This is a genomic window from Thioclava litoralis, assembly GCF_045278885.1.
Lineage (GTDB): Bacteria > Pseudomonadota > Alphaproteobacteria > Rhodobacterales > Rhodobacteraceae > Thioclava > Thioclava litoralis.
The window spans coordinates 113,495-131,709 of sequence record NZ_CP135445.1 but is presented as its reverse complement, the minus strand read 5'-3'; the positions used below and the strand labels follow the sequence as shown (position 1 = coordinate 131,709).

15 protein-coding genes are annotated in these 18,215 nt (G+C 59.0%); 9 read left to right on the top strand and 6 right to left on the bottom strand.

Annotated elements, in window-relative coordinates; translation table 11 throughout:
* Positions 1-12: 12 nt before the first annotated feature.
* Both RPE78_RS16440 and RPE78_RS16435 read right to left on the bottom strand, forming a co-directional pair.
* A complete protein-coding gene (locus RPE78_RS16440) occupies positions 13-1,551 on the bottom strand; it encodes a hypothetical protein (RefSeq protein WP_330629550.1) in 1,539 nt (512 codons plus the stop codon).
* On the bottom strand, positions 1,548-2,399 hold the full coding sequence (locus RPE78_RS16435; protein WP_330629549.1) for an AAA family ATPase: 852 nt from the start codon (positions 2,397-2,399) through the stop codon (positions 1,548-1,550). The genes RPE78_RS16440 and RPE78_RS16435 overlap by 4 nt, the downstream gene beginning before the upstream one ends.
* 275 nt (positions 2,400-2,674) lie before the next feature.
* Here RPE78_RS16435 and RPE78_RS16430 point away from each other — a divergent pair, with 275 nt between their 5' ends.
* The 6 genes from RPE78_RS16430 (at position 2,675) to RPE78_RS16405 (ending at position 9,869) form a co-directional block, all read left to right on the top strand.
* Positions 2,675-5,131, top strand: a complete 2,457-nt coding sequence (locus RPE78_RS16430; protein WP_330629548.1) for a tetratricopeptide repeat protein — start codon at positions 2,675-2,677, stop codon at positions 5,129-5,131.
* Between the two features lie 172 nt (positions 5,132-5,303).
* Positions 5,304-5,891 carry a polysaccharide biosynthesis/export family protein gene (locus RPE78_RS16425; RefSeq protein ID WP_330629547.1) on the top strand — a complete coding sequence of 196 codons (588 nt, stop codon included), beginning with the start codon at positions 5,304-5,306 and terminating at the stop codon, positions 5,889-5,891.
* Positions 5,892-5,896: 5 nt separating this feature from the next.
* Entirely contained in the window at positions 5,897-7,309 is a 1,413-nt protein-coding gene (locus RPE78_RS16420; RefSeq protein WP_330629546.1) for a hypothetical protein, read from the top strand.
* A gap of 154 nt (positions 7,310-7,463) precedes the next feature.
* Positions 7,464-8,057 carry a rhomboid family intramembrane serine protease gene (locus tag RPE78_RS16415; protein WP_330629545.1) on the top strand — a complete coding sequence of 198 codons (594 nt, stop codon included), beginning with the start codon at positions 7,464-7,466 and terminating at the stop codon, positions 8,055-8,057.
* A gap of 461 nt (positions 8,058-8,518) precedes the next feature.
* Positions 8,519-9,115 carry a sugar transferase gene (locus RPE78_RS16410; RefSeq protein WP_330629543.1) on the top strand — a complete coding sequence of 199 codons (597 nt, stop codon included), beginning with the start codon at positions 8,519-8,521 and terminating at the stop codon, positions 9,113-9,115.
* 307 nt (positions 9,116-9,422) lie between these two features.
* A complete protein-coding gene (locus tag RPE78_RS16405) occupies positions 9,423-9,869 on the top strand; it encodes a VPLPA-CTERM sorting domain-containing protein (RefSeq protein WP_330629542.1) in 447 nt (148 codons plus the stop codon).
* A 72-nt stretch (positions 9,870-9,941) separates the two neighbouring features.
* On the opposite strand, the gene RPE78_RS16400 is transcribed toward RPE78_RS16405, so the two are convergent.
* A complete protein-coding gene (locus tag RPE78_RS16400; protein ID WP_330629541.1) occupies positions 9,942-10,160 on the bottom strand; it encodes a hypothetical protein in 219 nt (72 codons plus the stop codon).
* Positions 10,161-10,484: 324 nt separating this feature from the next.
* Complete coding sequence (locus RPE78_RS16395; RefSeq protein ID WP_330629540.1) at positions 10,485-11,708, bottom strand: glycosyltransferase family 4 protein; 1,224 nt, start codon at positions 11,706-11,708, stop codon at positions 10,485-10,487.
* A 515-nt stretch (positions 11,709-12,223) separates the two neighbouring features.
* Here RPE78_RS16395 and xrtD point away from each other — a divergent pair.
* Positions 12,224-13,813, top strand: a complete 1,590-nt coding sequence (gene xrtD, locus RPE78_RS16390) for a VPLPA-CTERM-specific exosortase XrtD (RefSeq protein ID WP_330629539.1) — start codon at positions 12,224-12,226, stop codon at positions 13,811-13,813.
* Between the two features lie 102 nt (positions 13,814-13,915).
* The gene (locus tag RPE78_RS16385; RefSeq protein WP_330629538.1) at positions 13,916-14,863 is read left to right on the top strand and encodes a sulfotransferase; all 948 of its coding nucleotides are present in this window, start codon (positions 13,916-13,918) and stop codon (positions 14,861-14,863) included.
* Positions 14,864-14,866: 3 nt separating this feature from the next.
* Here RPE78_RS16385 and RPE78_RS16380 read toward each other — a convergent pair whose 3' ends face one another.
* On the bottom strand, positions 14,867-15,616 hold the full coding sequence (locus RPE78_RS16380) for a WecB/TagA/CpsF family glycosyltransferase (protein WP_330629537.1): 750 nt from the start codon (positions 15,614-15,616) through the stop codon (positions 14,867-14,869).
* Between the two features lie 255 nt (positions 15,617-15,871).
* Here RPE78_RS16380 and RPE78_RS16375 point away from each other — a divergent pair, with 255 nt between their 5' ends.
* The gene (locus RPE78_RS16375) at positions 15,872-16,945 is read left to right on the top strand and encodes an acyltransferase family protein (RefSeq protein WP_406721723.1); all 1,074 of its coding nucleotides are present in this window, start codon (positions 15,872-15,874) and stop codon (positions 16,943-16,945) included.
* A 9-nt stretch (positions 16,946-16,954) separates the two neighbouring features.
* On the opposite strand, the gene RPE78_RS16370 is transcribed toward RPE78_RS16375, so the two are convergent.
* A complete protein-coding gene (locus RPE78_RS16370) occupies positions 16,955-18,052 on the bottom strand; it encodes a glycosyltransferase family 2 protein (RefSeq protein ID WP_406721730.1) in 1,098 nt (365 codons plus the stop codon).
* Between the last annotated feature and the right edge of the window lie 163 nt (positions 18,053-18,215).

Below are 18,215 nucleotides of genomic sequence, written 5' to 3'. Positions count from 1 at the left end.
ACAAGTCCCCGTTCAGATATAAAGGCCGACTTTCGCGGCGATCTTCTGGGCGATCACCTCGAAGGGCATGTAGAAAGTGTGGATCATCAGCAGCGCGAAAGGAATACCCAGACAGACGATCAACGAAATCGTCAGCAGGCGTTTGCGGTTACGCTGCACCTCCCCTTGCGTGCGCATATAGGGGATCGTGGCCAAAGGCGTGATCCCGAGACCGTTGATCAGATCGCTCGAACGTTTCACCGTGGTCGAAAGCATCTCGATCAAGACAATCAAGCCCAGACCGGCCATGATGCCACCGGCAATCCCCAGCACAGCGATTTTCTTGCGCGAAGGTTTGATCGGCTCGGTCGGCACGGCGGGTTGCTCGATCACACTGACACGCTGGCCGCGCGACAGGCTTTCGATCCGCTCGCCGGTGGAGGCGGTCGCAAGACGCTGCACCGCGCCATTATATTGCGACTGAGCGTTATCGTAATCGCGCTGCAGGGCCTCTAGGGCGATCGCGTTCGCAGGGATCTTCGACAGGGCATCCTCCACCTCGGCCAGTTGCGCGGTGTATTGCGACTGTTCGTCCTTGAGCTGGTCAAGCTGGCGGTCAAGATCGGCAATCTGCAGGTCGAACACCGCCTCCGACGGGTCTTTCGCCGTCTGGCTGTCATCGCTCTGGTTGCCGCTGATGGTTTTTTCAAGCTGCGTGATCCGGTTTTTGATCACCGTCACACGCGCGCTATCGGGGGCGTATACCGCTTCCAGCTCGGCAAGCTGGGCCTTGAGGTCCAGCAAACGCTTCTGCTCGGGGGGCAGATTGGACTGGCGGCTATCGATCCGACCGGTGGTCTCGTAGATCTGGCGCAGGCTGCTTTTCTGTTTTTCAAGTGCGGCAGCGTCGCTGGAAATCTGGTCCAGACGGCGCTGGTAGTCGCGCTGCTGGGTGCGGAAATAGCTCTGGTTCTCGGGCAGCGCATCGGCATGCTCTGTCTTGAACTTCAGAATACGCGCGCTTTGCTGGTTCATTTCGGTTGCCAGACGGGACACTTCGTTTTCGAAGAATTCCTGCGTCTGGTTCGCCGTCTCCGTCCGGTTGCGGGCGTCTTCGTTGAGAATGAAGGTCAGATAGTCATTGACCACCTTCGCCGCGACCTGCGGGTTATGGTTATCGAAGGTGACAACCATCGTCGTGGCCGAATTGCGCCCGCTCGAACTTTCGACATCGGTTGCAGCCCGCATTCCCTGCACGATCTGGTCGGGGTTCAGGGTCGCCTGATCCGGCAGAACGTTATACTTGCGGGCGATCTCCAGCAGGTTCGAGCGCGTCATCAAACGGCTTTCAAACAACTGGAGTTGCTCTTCAGCGGGGGTGTTGACCGTCGATTGCGCCAGCTTGTCGGGGATCTGCGACCCTTCGACCACGATCTGCATCTGCGCGCGATATACCGGAGGGAGGGTAAGAGCTGCAAAAATGCCGCTGGACGCGATCAGAACAAAGACAAGCAAAAACAGCGGCAAACGCCGCATGAAAATCGCCAAGTAAAATCGGATATCGGCATTCATGGTGCGGGTTCCATTTCTGTATCGCCAAAGAAGACGCCATCAGCCAAGACTGCGGCAACCGTGGGTGCGGTAATCTGCTTTTCTTCGTCGTTCCAAGCGTAAAGCATTGAAAAATCACATAGTTGGTTCACAAGGCGGGGGATGCCAGCGGTATGGTCATAGATCATGTCACAGGCGTCCGGAGCAAATTCCTGCCCCGTACCCCCCACGGCGCGCAACCTATGGGCGATATACGCGCCTACGCCGTCGCGGTCCAGCCTATCAAGGTGATAACTTGCCGAAATCCGCTGGGCCAACTGTCTCATATTGGGGCCGCGGATGATATCGCGCAGCTCGGGCTGTCCAACCAGCACAAGCTGGATCAGCTCGTCCTTGTTGGAATTGATATTGGTCAGCATGCGGACTTCTTCGAGCCCTTCCGCCGAAAGGTTCTGCGCCTCGTCGATGATCAAAACGACACGGCGTCCTGTGGTATATTGCTCCAGCAGGAAATCTTGAAAGCGCTGGAACAGCGCCACATATTCGTTGGGAAGGTCATCGGTATCCACGCCGAAAGCATTCAGGATCCAGCGCAGCAACTCGCCCCGTCCGCCTTGGGCGTTCGAAATGAGACCGATGGTCAGGTCGGCATCCATTTCCCGCAAAACGGCTTGGACCAAAGTCGTCTTGCCAGCACCGATCTCGCCTGACACCAAGGTGACAGGCGCGCGCGACAGCAGGCCGTATTGCAAAACCGAGTATGCCCGCTTGTGCTGCACTGACCAGTAGATCAGCGACGGGTCAGGGACCAAGGTAAAAGGACGTTCGGAAAGGCCGAAATAATCTGTGTAAAGCACCACTTCAGCCATGAATGTGGTCCCGATTTATCAACAACACCTATGGCTCCGTGCTTATTGTTTTTTAGTTAACCGTTCGGCTTTCCCTATCTAGCGAAAACTCCGGCAAAGTCGAACTCCACAAGAATAAACCGTCAGCTTCCGGGTAGTTCAATGCGTTTCCGCAAAAAATCTCGCGATTAGCGGGAATTTACCAGTTGTGATATGGGCGGGTGAATGGCGTGTTGTCTCGCGCAAAGCAATGAGGCATGGTGACCCCAAATTTGGATAAAAATGGATTGATCACCTTGAAACGTGTCCTTCTCGCCTTTGTAACTGCAGCTTTTCTGGCCGGTTGCGATTCTGCATCTGAACAGGCGGCCAAGCATCTGGCCCACGCGCAGCAGTTGCTGGATGAGGGCGATACGGCGCGCGCTCAGGTAGAATTACGTAACGCGCTTTCCAAGGACGAGAGTCTGGTCGCGGCCCGACTGCTATTAGCGCAAATTCTCGAACAGAATGGTCAGTCATCACAAGCCTTTGCTCAGTACCGGAAAATCTCCGAACAGGACCCCAAAAATCTGGAAGCGATTCGCTCTCTGGCATTGCTCGCTCTGGATATGCACGCCTTCGATGATGCGGAACGCTACGGCAATGCCGCTCTTGCGCTGGCCCCTGATGATGCGGATCTACAGGCGCTGGCCGCCACAACGGCCTATCGCAAGGCCAATCTTTCGGGAGATACGGACGGGATGGAAGCCGCCGCCAAACAGGCGCGCGCCCTGCTGAAGGCCGACTCCAAAAACCTGCAAGCCCGTCGCGTCGTTGTGACAGAAGATCTGCGCCTTGCCGATCTGACCTCGGCCCTGAGCACCATTGACGAAGGGTTGCAGCAGGTGCCCGACGACCGTGACCTGCATAATATGCGTCTGCTGGTGCTGACGCGTCAGGATGACAAGCCCGCTATTGAGGCAGAAATCCGCAAAATGATTACGCTTTGGCCAGAAGATGAAACGCTGGATCGGGTGCTGGTGCAATTCTACCTGCAGGCGAATCGCAGCGACGAGGCCGAAGCATGGCTGAAAGGCCGGATCGATCCCAGCTCCGACAAGCCGCAGACGCGGATGGTCTATCTGCGTTTCCTCGCGCAACTGCGCAGCACGGAGGCGATGCGGGACGCGCTGACCCAGATGCTGGACGAAAAACCGCTGCCCCATGATATCGAGGCCAATCTGGCGCAGTTCCGTGCGCTGCGGGCGGGGGCCGATTTCACCCTTGGGCAGCGCGATCAGGGCATGTCCGAGATGGAATCCATTCTGGACGGCGTCTCGAGCGATGACAAAACCGCGCCCGAGACCGAGAACCTGCGCATCCAGCTTGCGCAGATGCGCCTGACGGCCGGAAACCCCGTTGGCTCGCGCGCTCTGGTCGAGCAGGTCCTGAAGGACAATCCCGAACATGTCGCCGCGCTGAAAATGAAAAGCTCGTGGCTGATTGACGAGGACAAAACCGATGATGCCGTTGCCACGCTGCGTTCGGCGCTGGCCAATGCGCCCAATGACGCGCAGGTTCTGACGCTGATGGCCAAAGCCTATCAGCGCGAGGGCCGCAACGAGCTGATGGCCGACATGCTGGCCCGCGCCGTCGAGACCTCGAACCAAGGGGTCGATGAATCCCTGCGCTATGCCCGCTATCTTGCGGGGCGGCAGGGCTATGGCTCGGCAGAGACCGTGCTGGTGGATGCGCTGCGCCGCAAGCCGGTCAGCCAGCCGCTGCTGACGACGCTGGCACAGGTCCATCTGGCGATGAAGGACTGGGGCCGGATGCAGCAGGACATCAAGGCCCTGCGCGAACGTTTCCCCAATGATGCCAACGCCCAGAGTGCCGCAGACGAATTGCAGGCGCAGATGCTCACAGGTCAGGGTCGTGACGACGATCTGGGGCGTTTCCTTGAAGGTCTGTCCAGCCATGCGGGTGGCTCCTTGGGGCCGCAGATTGCAATCATCCGCAACAGCGTGCGTCAGGGACAAGCCGATGTCGCGTATCAGGATGCCCAGAAACTGGTCACGGACTATCCCGATGCCCCCGAAGCCATAGTGCTTCTGGCACAGCTTGAGGCCCTGCGCGGCGAGACCGATGCCGCCCGCACACGCATGACCGCCCTGACCGAGGCGCATCCCGACTTCGAAACCGGCTGGCAGGCCTTCTACGGCCTCGAAATGCAGGCGCGTCAGCCCGATGCCGCGCAGGCCGTGCTGACCCGCGCGCTCGCCGCCCTGCCCGACAGCCGTGCCCTGAACATGCTTCAGGCCGGACGCTCGGAACAGGCCGGAGATATCGACGCCGCGATCGCCATTTACGAAAAACTCTATGCCGCCAATAGTAACGATGTGATCGTTGCCAATAACCTCGCCAGCCTTCTGGCCTCGACCCGTTCGGACAAGGCCTCGCTGGATCGGGCATGGACAGTGGCACGCCGCCTGAACGGCTCGAAAGAGCCCGCCTTCCGCGACACCTATGGCTGGCTGGCCTTCCTGCGCGGCCAGAACGAGACCGCGGTCAGCGAGCTTCAGGCCGCAGCGACTGGCTTGCCGAAAGATCCTTCGGTTGCCTACCATTATGGCCGCGCGCTGGCGAAAGCGGGCGAAGCCCAGCCCGCGCAGGCCCAGTATCAGCGCGCCAGTGACCTGCTGGCCAATGGCGCGCATGGCTATCCGGGGCTGAAATCCGAAATTGATCAGGCCCAACAATCTCTTGTGCAATAAATGCCGGTCCGGCGGACAAATGGCAAAACTTTGCGCATGAAACCAATGCAACGCAACGAAACACAACCATGACGTGTCATTTTTGGTCTTTCAGGGCTTCCCCCCGGCTCAAGGCTTTGGCAAGACCACAGGCGTGACCATGGTTTTCACCAAGAAAGAAAAAGGTTCAGGCATGTCGAGATTCATTTCGGTTTTCTTTGCGCTGGTTCTGCTGGCCCTGCCAGCAACGGCAATGGCCGCCTATGTCATCAAGCCCGGCGATACGCTGCAAATCGAAGTGGTCGAGGATAGCTCTCTCAACCGCACGGTGCTGGTGCTGCCCGACGGGTCGATCTCCTTCCCCGGTGCGGGCACGGTGCGCGCGGCAGGCAACTCGGTGGATACCGTGCGTCACGCGCTGTCCAGCCGCCTCGCCGCCGAATTCACCGCTCCGCCTTCGGTCTATGTCGCGGTGCAGAAGCTTTATGACACCGACGAATTCATGCCCGAGAAGGCAAAGATCTACATGATGGGCGAGGTCAATTCCCCCGGCATGCTGGAGGTCGAGAAAGGGATCACCCTGCTGCAAGCCATTGCTTCGGCAGGTGGTTTCACCCGCTTCGCTGCCACCAAACGTGTCGAGCTGCATCGCGTGGACCCGCAGACCCATGCCGAACAGATCTACCTGTTCGACTATAAGCACCATAAAGGCATTTCCGGCGGCACGCTGTTGACCGATGGCGATGTCATCTCGGTGCCGGAACGCCATCTGTTCGAATAAGAGTGATGACGAAAATGCACGAGAGGCTCCGGCACAAGACCTGCGGGGCAAGACAGCGTCTTGCCACCAAAGGACCCAAAGCACAGGTCGCGCGGGTTGCGCTGGCCTGCGCCACCGGTGCCCTTCTCGGCACGCCCGGTCTGGCGGAAGAGATAAAGGGCAATCACAGCCAGCTTGGCTATAGTCTCGGGATCGAAAGCGGCACCAATCTCGATTTGCGTCGGGAAAATGACGATTATGAATCCCGCCTGAATGCGGGTCTGACCTATGATTACAGCCGCGCCACGCAAAGCTCTGAGTTGCATTTCGGCAGTGACCTTCTATGGCGTCTGGAGGATGGCGGCGAGACCGTCTTCCTGCCCAAGCTGGCCCTTGATTACAAAACCCAGAGCGCGCGCGATGCGCTGAGCTTCGGGTTGAATTACACACGGACCGAAGTCACCGATCAGTCTGTCAGCTATGACGAAACCGGTTCGGTGCTGGATTATGACGGGCGCGGCCAGCGCGGCGTGGCCGATCTGAAACTGGGGTATCAGGGCGGCATCGACAGTCCGGTCAGCTTTAGTGTCGGCTATCGCTATACCGACCTGCAATATTACGATACGCAATCGACAAGCTACTCGAACTCGCAGCGCGCCTATTACGACCTCGGCCTGACGCTGACGCCCAATGCGTCCAGCAGTTACCAGCTTGCCTTGCATTATGATGACTACAATGTGGACAACATCACCGAGACCGAGCGCCAGACAAGCTCTGTCAGCGTGCTGACCACCCAGCGTCTCGATGCCGTAACCACCCTGCAATTCGGCGTCGGCTATAGCGATGTGCAAACCGACCGGATCACCTATGACGAGCGGGTGAATGGCGCGATCTTCAATCTCGGGCTGGAACGCGAGGACCGTCTGGGCACCTACGGGGTGATGCTGTCGAGCCAGATCGAAGGGTCGGGCCGCCGTCAGGAACTTAGCGCCTCGCGCAAACGCGCCCTGCAAAATGGCACCCTGAGCGCGATGGTCGGCCTGAGCGCATCCGATGAGGGCGACACCAACTGGATCGGCGCGCTCTCGCTGAGCCATGAATTGCCGCGCGACAAGCTCAGCCTGCTGCTGCGCCGCAGGGTCTATAGCAATGATGACAACGAAGATGTCGTCGTCACCCGCATATCGGCGAAGGTCAGCCACGATCTGTCCGAAGTCTCGGCGCTGAATTTCGGCCTGTCTGCCAGCACCAATGAACAGGAAAACGGCACCGATAGCCGCCGCATCGACGCCTCTGTCTCGCTCTCGCGCGAGCTCGCCCGCGATACACAGCTTTCGGCAGGCCTCTCCAAGCGCTATTCGAAAGACACCGCAGACCGCACGGCCGATTCCGAGATGCTCTTTGTGACATTGGAAAAAGACCTGGATTTCCTGCACTGATCGTCACGTCAGCGCGTTAACCAAGTTTTACCTCTCTGCGCCTATTCGGATAGGATGAGGACGAAACGGCGGGCCAACGGCCCCCCGTTGTGACCATTGGTAGAGATTGCGCAGCACGAGGCCATAAGAAATGAACAGGGTCAGGATACCGCGGGTGCTTGTCTTGCTGGTTTTGGCCTGCGTGATTCCGGAAGCCATCCTATCGATCTCCTCGGGCTATTTTCGTGGCTGGATCTATCAGAATTTCGCCTTCTGGCCGGGCCTCCTACAGGGCTGGAGCGGCAATTACCCCGGTCAATGGGCGCTGATGTTTGTCAGCTACGCGTTTTTGCATGGCGGAGTGCTGCATCTGTCTTTCAACATGCTGACGCTTGTCTCTCTCGGGCGGCCTTTGGTCGATGCCTTGGGGCAACTCCGGTTTCTGGTGCTCTATCTTCTGTCCGCCTTGGGCGGTGCGGGCGTCTATGCCCTTCTGGCGCATGATCCGGTGCCAATGGTGGGGGCGTCGGGGGCGCTGTTCGGCCTTGCCGGTGCTCTTGTCGGCGAGCAAATCAGCCTCGCCCGCAAGAATGGCGGCGCCGCGGCGGCGTGGAAGGCACTCATCCCACCGAGCCTGTTCCTGATCGGCATCAATGTGGTGATGTATGTCACCTTGTCGGGGCAGCTTGCATGGCAGACCCATCTGGGCGGCTTCCTGAGCGGGCTGGCGGTGATGGCTGCGCTGCAGCATCAACAGCACGGAAGCTGACCAAGGGGAAGGCCCGAGGCGACCCGACGTCACCCCGAAAGTCTCCCTTAGGTTGAAATTGCAGCACCCCCACAGATTGCGTAGAGACTTGGTCATCTCACCTCATGGCTGATTCGCATTGCCTTTTCAAATATGTCGAAAAAACAAGCAAAGGGCCCGTTGATAGCGGTAATTCTCGACCTTTCATGAAAGGTGATCGAGAACTCGTGAACTAAAATTTCGGTGTCTTTTCGCGCCCTTATCGGCAGTTTTTCGCCTCAAATATGGAAAAAATTTGATCGCTGAAACGTTAAGTATATTTTCAGAAGCGCTGCGATGCGGCATGATCGGTAACGTTAACTGCTTTAGCCAAGAACTGCGCCAGAAGCTTGGAGATTAAAGTTATGAAATCTGTGTTGATTGCGACCCACTCATCCTCCGGTTCAAAGGGGATTCGCATTCGCCGTGTCTATGCACGCGGTATGAAGCGGTGTTTCGACATCGTCTTCGCACTCTTGATGCTGCCGGTTCTCCTCCCGATTATCGGCGTTCTATGGATGCTGGCCCGCCGTGATGGCGGCCCCGGTTTCTTCGTGCAACCGCGCATCGGCCGCCACGGGAAAGTCTTCAACTGCTGGAAAATGCGCACCATGGTTGTCGATGCCGAAGCGGCCTTGCGCAAGATGTGCGAGGAAGATCCCGTGAAGGCGCATGAGTGGCATGTGAACCAGAAGCTGATCGACGATCCGCGCATCACCCGTATCGGTAAATTCCTGCGCGCAACCTCGCTGGACGAACTGCCGCAGATCTTCAACGTGCTGACCGGCGACATGAGTTTTGTCGGCCCGCGCCCCTTCCTGATCGATCAGGAAGAGCTGTATCGCGACGCAGGCGGCAAGTGGTATTTCAATATGCGCCCCGGCATTACCGGCCTCTGGCAGGTCGAAGGACGCAATGCCACCAGCTTTGTCGAGCGTGTCGGCTATGACAATAGATACTTCCGTGGGTTGAGCTTGTCGCGCGACATGGGACTGCTGGTCCGTACTGTTTCCGTCGTGTTCAAGCGCACAGGGAAATAACAAAAAAGCAACAGTGCACGGAAAATAGATTTAGTATGCGATGCTCACAAAACACTACATGTAGTTGTCGGGGCTAGGTTCCATAAATAAATGTATTAAACCACCACGCACATGGACAGGATTCAGAATAGCCGAAAGCAAAATCGTGCAAATAATAAAAAAAATGTTGCCGCGTTGCAGAAAGCTATCAAATTCGAGATACATTTAGTTTACCATGATTTGCGCGCGTATCGGGATTCTCCCTCAGGTAGATCATGGCGTGCTTTCCCTCCTGCTGGCGAAGCCGGCTTAACAAAAGGTGAAATTTATGAAAAAAACTCTCAAGACCGCAGCACTGGCCACCGCAATCGCGTTCGGCGCAGGCGCAGCAGCCCAAGCGGCAACCCTGTCCGCATCGGGCGCCCTCGTTGGCATGTACTCGCCCTTCACCTACACCTTCACGCTGGACGAAGCTTCCAGCGTTTCGGTGAGCGCGTCGAGCAGCGTCATCGACCCCTACTTCAACATCTTCGACACGACCGATTACACGAACTCGATCGTCTCGTTCAATGTTGGCGATGAGTCGGGCACCTATACCCTGGCCGCAGGCACCTACACCCTGCTCGTGTCCTCGCTGAGCGCGATCACGGGCACAGTTGACGTTGCACTGTCGACCACGCCGGTTCCGGTTCCGGCAGCTCTGCCGTTGCTGGCAACCGCGCTGGCAGGTGCTGGCTTCGTTGCACGCCGCAAGAAAAAAGCATCGCAAGCCTAAGCGCCTGCCTGCCATAATCTCCGGCATACGGGCCTGCCCCAGAGGACTCCTCTGAGGGCAGGTCCTCAAATTTCAGAAAAACAGCGAAACGACCGCCCATCCAAGGGCGATCCAGAGCATCAAGCCAAGCAAGGCGGCAGGCAGAATCCACCAGCCCGATCCGATCTTGTAACCGGACAGCTTCGCGCGCCTGGTCGTGCCAGCACCTCCGAGGCAAAGCCCCTGCGCATCAGATGCCGATGTTGCGACCGGCTTGTTCAGAGCGACATCCCGTCCCAAGACATCCTCCATTCCTCGCGTTCCTTACCCCACCATGCCTTGCATGGCCCACATAGGATCGCATCCGCGCGCCATCCTGATCCCAGAATAACCCCAAAGCCGGATCACGGACATATCTCTTTTACGCAATATTTCGCTTAAATTAGAAATTATCACGGGAACGTGAGCGTCGGCCGGTTGCGCCCGTCACATTCGTTAATTTCTCACCATTAAAAGGTTAACGGCGCACAAGTTATGATCATCGCGCCAGAAACACTCCGCCGCGACGCAGGACAGAAAAATCGCCCCAACCGCGAAGGAAAGGGGCGATGCATTCGTTAGGCGTGTGAAAGTGATTCACCGGCAGGCTTGGGAATAGATCGCATCCAGCGTCGCCGCGGCCTGCGGATGGGTATAGGCTTGCAGATAGCTCTGGGCGCGCTTGCCCATCTCGACGGCCCGTCCGCGATCTTGTGCAATCTCGGTGACGGCCTTCACGATCCCCTGCGCGAAACTCTCCATAAGATCAGGCCACGCCTCCATCGCCTGCGGACCGGCAAGATGGATCCAGCGCCCGTCACGATCCGCCTCCATCGGCAGGATCCACCCCGTTTCGCCATGCCGGACCAGTTCGGGCTGGGCGAACGTCCCACCAACAATCGACGGCACGCCACATAGCGCGGCCTCGATGGTCACCCAGCCCAAAGATTCATCGACCGTAGGGAACAGGAGCGCATCGGAGTGACGCAAATGCGACCAGATCCGCGCATTGGGAAGGGTCTGATAATGCGTGATGAAGGGTGCGTCGGCCAAACGGCGCGACAGTTCCTCTCCTGCAATCCGCTGGCCTCCGACGACATAGCTCCGCTCGGTCACCTTCCCGATCACGGTCAGCTCGATCTCCATGCCTTGCGCATGCAGCCGCTCTGCCGCGGTCACCGCCGCCCAAAGCCCCTTGCGCAGCCCGTCACCGCCAATGAACAAAAGCCTGATCGGCCCCTCACGTTTTTCCGGCGCGACCGGCAGCGGATCGGGCGTGCGCACACAGCCACGGAACAGCGTCAGCTTGTCCACCAGATGGCCATACCCCCAGTCTTCGAAACGGCGCGTGGCATAGGCCTTTGCCGCCTCGCTCAGCGGCAGGATGCCACGGCAGCGGTCGCTTGAAAGCCGATCTAGCGAACGCTTGAGCTGCGCATCGCTCCACTGCCCCAAAGTGCGCGGCAGTTCCAGTTCGTAGCTGACCACGAAGTCGCCGTTGCAGGGGATATGGTTGAAGGTATGCACCAGATCCGTGCCCGGTGCGAAGACCCACGGCGAATAATCCCAATAGCTGCCTTTCAGCAACCGGCGGGCCGTCCCCCCATAGACGCCCGAAAACTTGGTGTCGGGCAGGTCAATCCCATAGGTGACATGCTCCAGACCGTAATTCGGCGCAAAGACACCAACACGGCGCGTCACTCCCGCTTCGGACCGGGCATAGAGCGTTTTCTGCGGGGCTTCGATGGCCGTTTTGACATCTCTGCCTTTGGCGGGTGGGGCAAGCGTTTCAATAGGGGAAGAAAGGGATGCATCAGACATAGGGGAGGCCTCGCGCAGTCAGGGGGGAAGAAGAGAAGCGAATGGTTAAGGACGAAACCCTGCCATGCAGCGCGCATGGTACAGGATGTGGGGCCGTAAATAGCTTCAACTGTAAGGGGTGCGCCAAGAGTGGCAAACTTGACGTCGCGCCACAATCCTGAGGGGAGGTGGATTTTTGCCGATTCTGCCCAGAATTGCGCATTTCTCCGCGCAAAATGAGGCAGAAAAATATCGGCTCGTGGATTTTCGCTCAAAAATCGGCGCGGCGGCACTTTCTTGCGCAAATCGCTGGTTCACGAAGTTTTTTGCCACATATGCCGCAAAGACACCGTAACAGCCGGCAAAAACGATGCGCTAAAAGGGCGAAAACAACGATCGGCAAAACCTTCCCTTCCCCAGAGGACACAGCTGGGTTAAAAATGCGTTAATAGTAACGTTGATTGTTTCGCCAGCCCGATACCCTGCACGCTCCTGCCGGTTTTTCTTGGGGCCCCATTGCGGATAAGGAATTGAATATGACAGACTATCTGGCCGGGACCGATGCCAGTTCATCGCGCATCTCCCCACTGGGCCTGATCTGGTTCGGATTGGCGACGATTGCCGCCGTGGTCTATTTCCACGAAGGTTTCGACGCCCTGCTGACGGCATGGGCCACACCAGAATACAGCCACGGCCCGCTGATCCCGCTGCTGTCTGCCTTTATGTTCTTTCAGGAGCTGAAATCCGAACCGATCTATCGCGGCCCTGTCAATCGCTGGCCCGGCCTTGCCGTTCTGCTCTTTGCGGTGGCACTGGGGGCGCTGGGGAAATTCTCGCAGATCGATGATGTGGTCGCCTATGCGATCATCCTCTGGGTCGGCTCGATGCTGCTGATCAGCTTCGGCTGGGCGCAGGGCAAACATTTCTGGGTGCCCGTTCTGCACCTGATCTATATGCTGCCCCTGCCCGGCGTGCTGTATTACAAGCTGTCGACCTTTTTGCAGAGCATCTCCTCGGAACTGGGCGTGGCGCTTCTGGGGCTGCTGCAGGTGCCGGTCTTCCTTGAAGGCAACATCATCGATCTGGGCGTGCTGAAACTGCATGTAGCCGAAGCCTGTTCGGGGCTGCGCTATTTGTTCCCGATCATGTCCTTCTCCTATGTCTTCGCTGTGCTCTATCGCGGCCCGATGTGGCACAAGGCCGTGCTGCTGATCTCGGCAGCCCCGATCACCGTCGTGATGAATTCGGTGCGGATCGCGATTGCCGGCTGGCTGGTGCAATATCTTGGCGAGAGCCATCTGGAAGGGTTCTCGCATTTCTTCGAGGGCTGGGTCATCTTCATGTCCTCGGTTGTCATCCTGTTCGGACTGGCATGGACCATGCTGAAGCTGCAACGCTCCAAGATGAGCCTGCCCGAGGCGCTGGATCTCGACTTCACGGGGCTCTGGCCGCAGGCCAAACGCCTTGGTCTGATCGAGCCGTCCAAGGGGCTGATCGCGGCCACGCTTATTCTGGGCATTTCGGCGATTGGCTGGGAAATCCGTCCGGCTCCGGCCCCGATCCAGATCGACCGCGACCCTTTCGCGCTGTTCCCGCGCCACCTGCAGGACTGGCAGTCGCGCCCGATGGCCCGTCTGGATACCGCGGTCGAACAGTCCTTGGGGGCCAATGATTATTACGGCGCAAGCTTCACCCGCCCCGGCAGCACGACCCCTGTCGAATTCTTCTCGGCCTATTATAACGACCAGACGAAGGGCGGCACCCACTCGCCAGAAATCTGCCTGCCCAGTTCGGGATGGGAGATCGCCAAGCTTGATCGCGTGAATATCGCCCCCGAGGTCGGGCTGAAGCAGCCCTTCCGTATCAACCGCGCGATCATCCAGAAGGGCGAAGCGCAGATGATGGTCTATTACTGGTTCGAAAGTCATGGCCGCCATATCGCATGGGATATGGAAGCCAAGCTGATCCTGCTCTGGGACGGCTTCACCATCCGCCGCACGGACGGGGCGCTCGTGCGCCTGACCACCCCCATCAACGAGGGCGAAAGCCAAGCCCATGCCGAGGAACGGCTGAAAGAGATGTTCCTTGAAGTCAACTCTGTCCTGCCGCGCTTCGTGCCGCAGTGACGGAGGGTCATTCCAATCGCCTATGGCCTGCTTGTCGGGTTGGCCATAGGGTCCTTTCTCCAGCAAAGAACAACCATAACGCGAGGAATGTTTATGGATAACATGGCGAAGACGAAAGATATCGTTTTTGTTTACGGTGCCTTACGCTCGGGAACGACGGTCTTCCGGTTGATGCTGGACCACCACCCGATGATCGCCAACCCGGGCGAACTGGATTTCCTGTTCGACTTTCTCTGGCCCGACCCCTCGCATCCGACCCAATGGCGCTATGACATCGACAAGATGCGCCTCGACTGGATCTTTCAGGCCTACGGGCTGATTGTGCCTGCCGATAAAGACGGTTTGGACCTGCTGGAGAATTTCCTCTACCAGATCGATGCGCGGTACGGCTCGAAGCCGGTCATGACCATCAACATCCATCGCAATGTCGATAAGGTCCGCGCCATTTTCCCCGAGGTGAAGCTGATCCACATGCTGCGCGATCCGCGTGATGTGGCACGCTCTTCCATCGGTATGGGGTGGTCGTGCAATATCTATTACGGGGTGGATCACTGGATCAAAACCGAAGCGGCCTGGGACAAGGCGGGCATTGCCCCCGATGATCCCAACACCTTGCAACTCACCTATGAGAACCTGTTCCGCGACATTGACAGCCAGCTCCATCGCGTCTGCGATTTCCTTGATGTGCCGTGGGACGAGGAGATGCTCTCCTATCACAAGAACAGCACCTATGACCCGCCCGATCCCAAGCTGATCGAACAATGGCGTCATAAATGTTCGGCAGAGGATATCGCCTTGCTTGAAGGCAAAGCCCGCGCCTTGCTGGTTGCGCGTGGCTATGTGCCTGCCGGAGAAGGACATGTGCCAGGCTCTGCCGAGAAGCTGACGCTTTTCCTGCGCCAGCGCATGTTCCAATGGCGCGGCGGGATCGAGAAGCTGGGCGCGGGCCTGTTCTTCGGTGAAAAACTGACGCGGCATCTCAAGCTTCACCGGCAACACCGCGCCCTTGTCCACCAGATCAACCTGATCAAGCAAAAAAGCGTGCGCTGAGCTTCAGCGCCGCTTATCCGCCATGTAAAGCGCGAAGATCTTCGGCGCATCGATCAGATAGCGTTTCCACAATCTGCGGGGATTGCTGAGCAGACGGTGCGCCCATTCCAGACCCGCCTGACGCATCCATTGCGGTGCGCGGGTCTGATGGCCGGTCAGGAAATCGAGACTGGCCCCGACGCAGAACCCTGTCCCACGGGCAATGCCGCGCGCCTTCAGATCCGCGGCGAAAAACTCCTGTTTCGGGAAAGACAGGCAGAACAGATAGATATCAGCCGGAACCGCCTCTACGGCTTCCAGCGTCGCGCGCCATTCGGGGCTGCCCTGCCGCATGAAAGGCGCCTCGACGCGGACCAGATCCAGATCAGGATAAAGCGCCGTCAGTTTGGCGAAATCTTCCGCAGATGGCCCGATTGCCTGAATCCGCAGCCGCTTGGCCGCCCGATCATGCAGCAGGTCCGCCACCATATCCGATCCGGGATAGACCTGCAGATCAAGCCCCCGCCGCCGCGCCAGTTTCTGCAGGATACGGCTGTCGCAGATATGCCAGCGCGCCGCATCATAAACCGGCCGGATCTCCGGCTCTCGGGCGAGGCGCACGATATGATCGACATTGGGCGTCACCACATAATCGAACCGCTCGCCTGCGGGGCGGAAAAGGAGGTCGCGCCATTCCTGCTGCGAACAGAGGTCGAAACGCACAGACAGGAAATCGGCATCTGCCGGCGCAGAGGAGGTAATCAGATCGGTCATGGAAATACCCGTGAAACTGAGCCCATTGAGGGGGGAGGGGACACAAGAGGTATTATGGCATTGCCCGCCGACAAGAGGCAATGCGTTTCAAAGATGCATTCGCGTCAAAGGCGCGGTTTTCTGCGCATAAAACACCGGAAAATAAGGCGCTATCAGAAAAAGAGATTGATCTGCATTCAACTATGCCGTGTAGATTAACCCTATTACCCCGATACCCGCCGCCACTAATTTTCCGACGTTGAAGAGATTTGCCCGATGCCTACGCCAATGCCCCTGTCCCCGCCCCGCCGGAATACCTCGATTGATGCGCTCCGTCTGGTCGCGGCCTTGGGAGTGATCGCGCTGCATGCGGGCCGCTATCCCGAATGGCCCGCGCTGGCCGGAGACCTCTGGACATCGGCCTTTCGCTGGGCCGTGCCGTTCTTTCTGGCGCTCAGCGGCTATTATCTGGCCGATAGCGAACGGCGTTTTGCCAAGATCACCCTGCCCCGCATCACACGGATCTGCGTGATTTTCGCGCTGGTCTGGGTGCTGTACCTGCCTGTTCAGGTCTGGCGCGGCGGGATCGGGTCGATTGACATCGAAACCCTGATCCGTGGCAGCTATTTCCACATGTGGTTCCTGTCGGCAATGGTCATGGGGTTTCTGGCCAATGCCGCTCTCGCCGAGGTCAAAGCCTTCCGGCTGGCCATCGCCTTGAGCCTCCTCATCCTTTTCGCCAATATCGCGGCAGGCTATATCAACCTGCTGCGACCGGGACGTTTCGGGGACACGGTCGTGACCCTGCGCCAGCTTACGGGCTTGCCCTGCCTGATGGCAGGGGTCGCGCTGCATCGACTAACACATTGGCAGGGCCGCCATTTTCTGGCGATCCTTGCGCTTGGCATGGCAAGCTGTCTGGCCGAGGTGCTGGTGTGCCACCGGCTGGGACTGCGCGCGATGGATCTGCAATGGGGCCTGCATGTGCCCCTGATCACCTTGGGCCTTCTGGGCACCGCGCTGCGCTGGCCTGATCTGGCCCCGCGATGGATGGCCCGCTGGGGGCTGCGCGACAGTCTGACCCTCTACCTGCTGCATCCGCTGGCGCTGCTGCTGGTTGCCGCGCTCTGGACGGGGCATCCGGTCAAGTGGCTGCCGCCGGACTTGCCCGGCCTGCTGCTCTGGGCAAGCGCCTCCGTGATCACCGTTCTGGCGGCAGCGATCATCGCCAAGCTGCCCCTGCTGAACGCCTTTATGAATGGCGATCTCTCGCGGTTGCTGGCCCCGACAAAGCGCACCGCGACAGATGCGCACCGCGCCGAACACGGCCAGAGGAACAGCCCGCCCTAAACGTCACCCTCAGGCGGAATGCGACCCCGCCGCCATTTCCGCAGACGGCGTTGCCTTGGGGTCCTCGGGACGCGCCTCGGGCCTCGGAGCCGCGCCAGCCTGCCATTCGGCGTGGCCCTGCGGTGTCAGCCTCCCGCGCCGTTCGGCCGCAACCAAGGGCTCTGATGCGGCAGGGAACCGCTCGACATGGTCAATGATATAAAGCGGGCGGCCCTTGGCCTCCATGAACATCCGGCCCAGATATTCACCGATGACCCCCAGAACCAGAAGCTGTGCGGCCCCGATAAAGAGCATGGTCATCATCACCGATGCCCAGCCGGAGACCGTTGTGAAAAAGGCCCATGAAATCAGGGTATAGGCCAGCAAAATAACCGCCCCTGCAGCCGCAACAAGCCCCAGATAGGAGGCCATGCGAAGCGGTTTCACCGAAAATCCCGTGATGGCATCAATCGCCAGAGATAGCATCTTGCGCAAAGGATAATGGGTCTGACCGGCAAAACGCTCCTCGCGGATATAATCGAACGGCTCCTGTCGCAGCCCGATCCACGCGACCATCCCGCGAATAAAGCGGTGACGTTCGGGCATCGACAGCAGATGGTCCAGCGCACGGCGGCTCATCAGACGGAAATCGCCGGTATCGGCAGGGATCGGCACATCGACCATATGATTGAGCAACCGATAGAACCCCGCGGCCGTGCCCCGTTTGAAGGCGGTTTCCCCCCGCCTTGCAACCCGCCGGCCATAGACCACATCCACCCCCTGATCCATGCGCGCCATCATCGGGCCAAGCAGCTCTGGCGGGTCCTGCAAATCCGCGTCGATAATGAAAATGCGCGCGCCGCGTGCCAGATCCAACCCCGCCGAAAGCGCAAGCTGGTGCCCGTGATTGCGCGCCAGCCGGATGGCCACCACCTGCGGCACATCCCGTGCCATCCGCGCAATCATCGGCCATGTCATATCTCGCGAACCGTCATCGACCAGAATGATCTCGAAATCCTCGCCACAGACGGTCTCGCAGGCGCAGAGCAACCGCCTGAGGGTCTCGGGCAAGGACTGCTCCTCGTTATAGCAAGGCACCACGACCGATAGTAACGGCCCTACGGCCATGCGGGTCGCAGGCGGGCCGTCCTGCTGCGGCGCGCGCCCGTCCTCGGGCTTTGCGTCGGGCCGGATATGGGACGGCGCGGCATGGGGCGGCGCGGTATGGGGCGGTGGGGTTTGCGGTCGATCCAATTCGGTTTGAGGCGTCATGATCACTCTCCGGTCACGC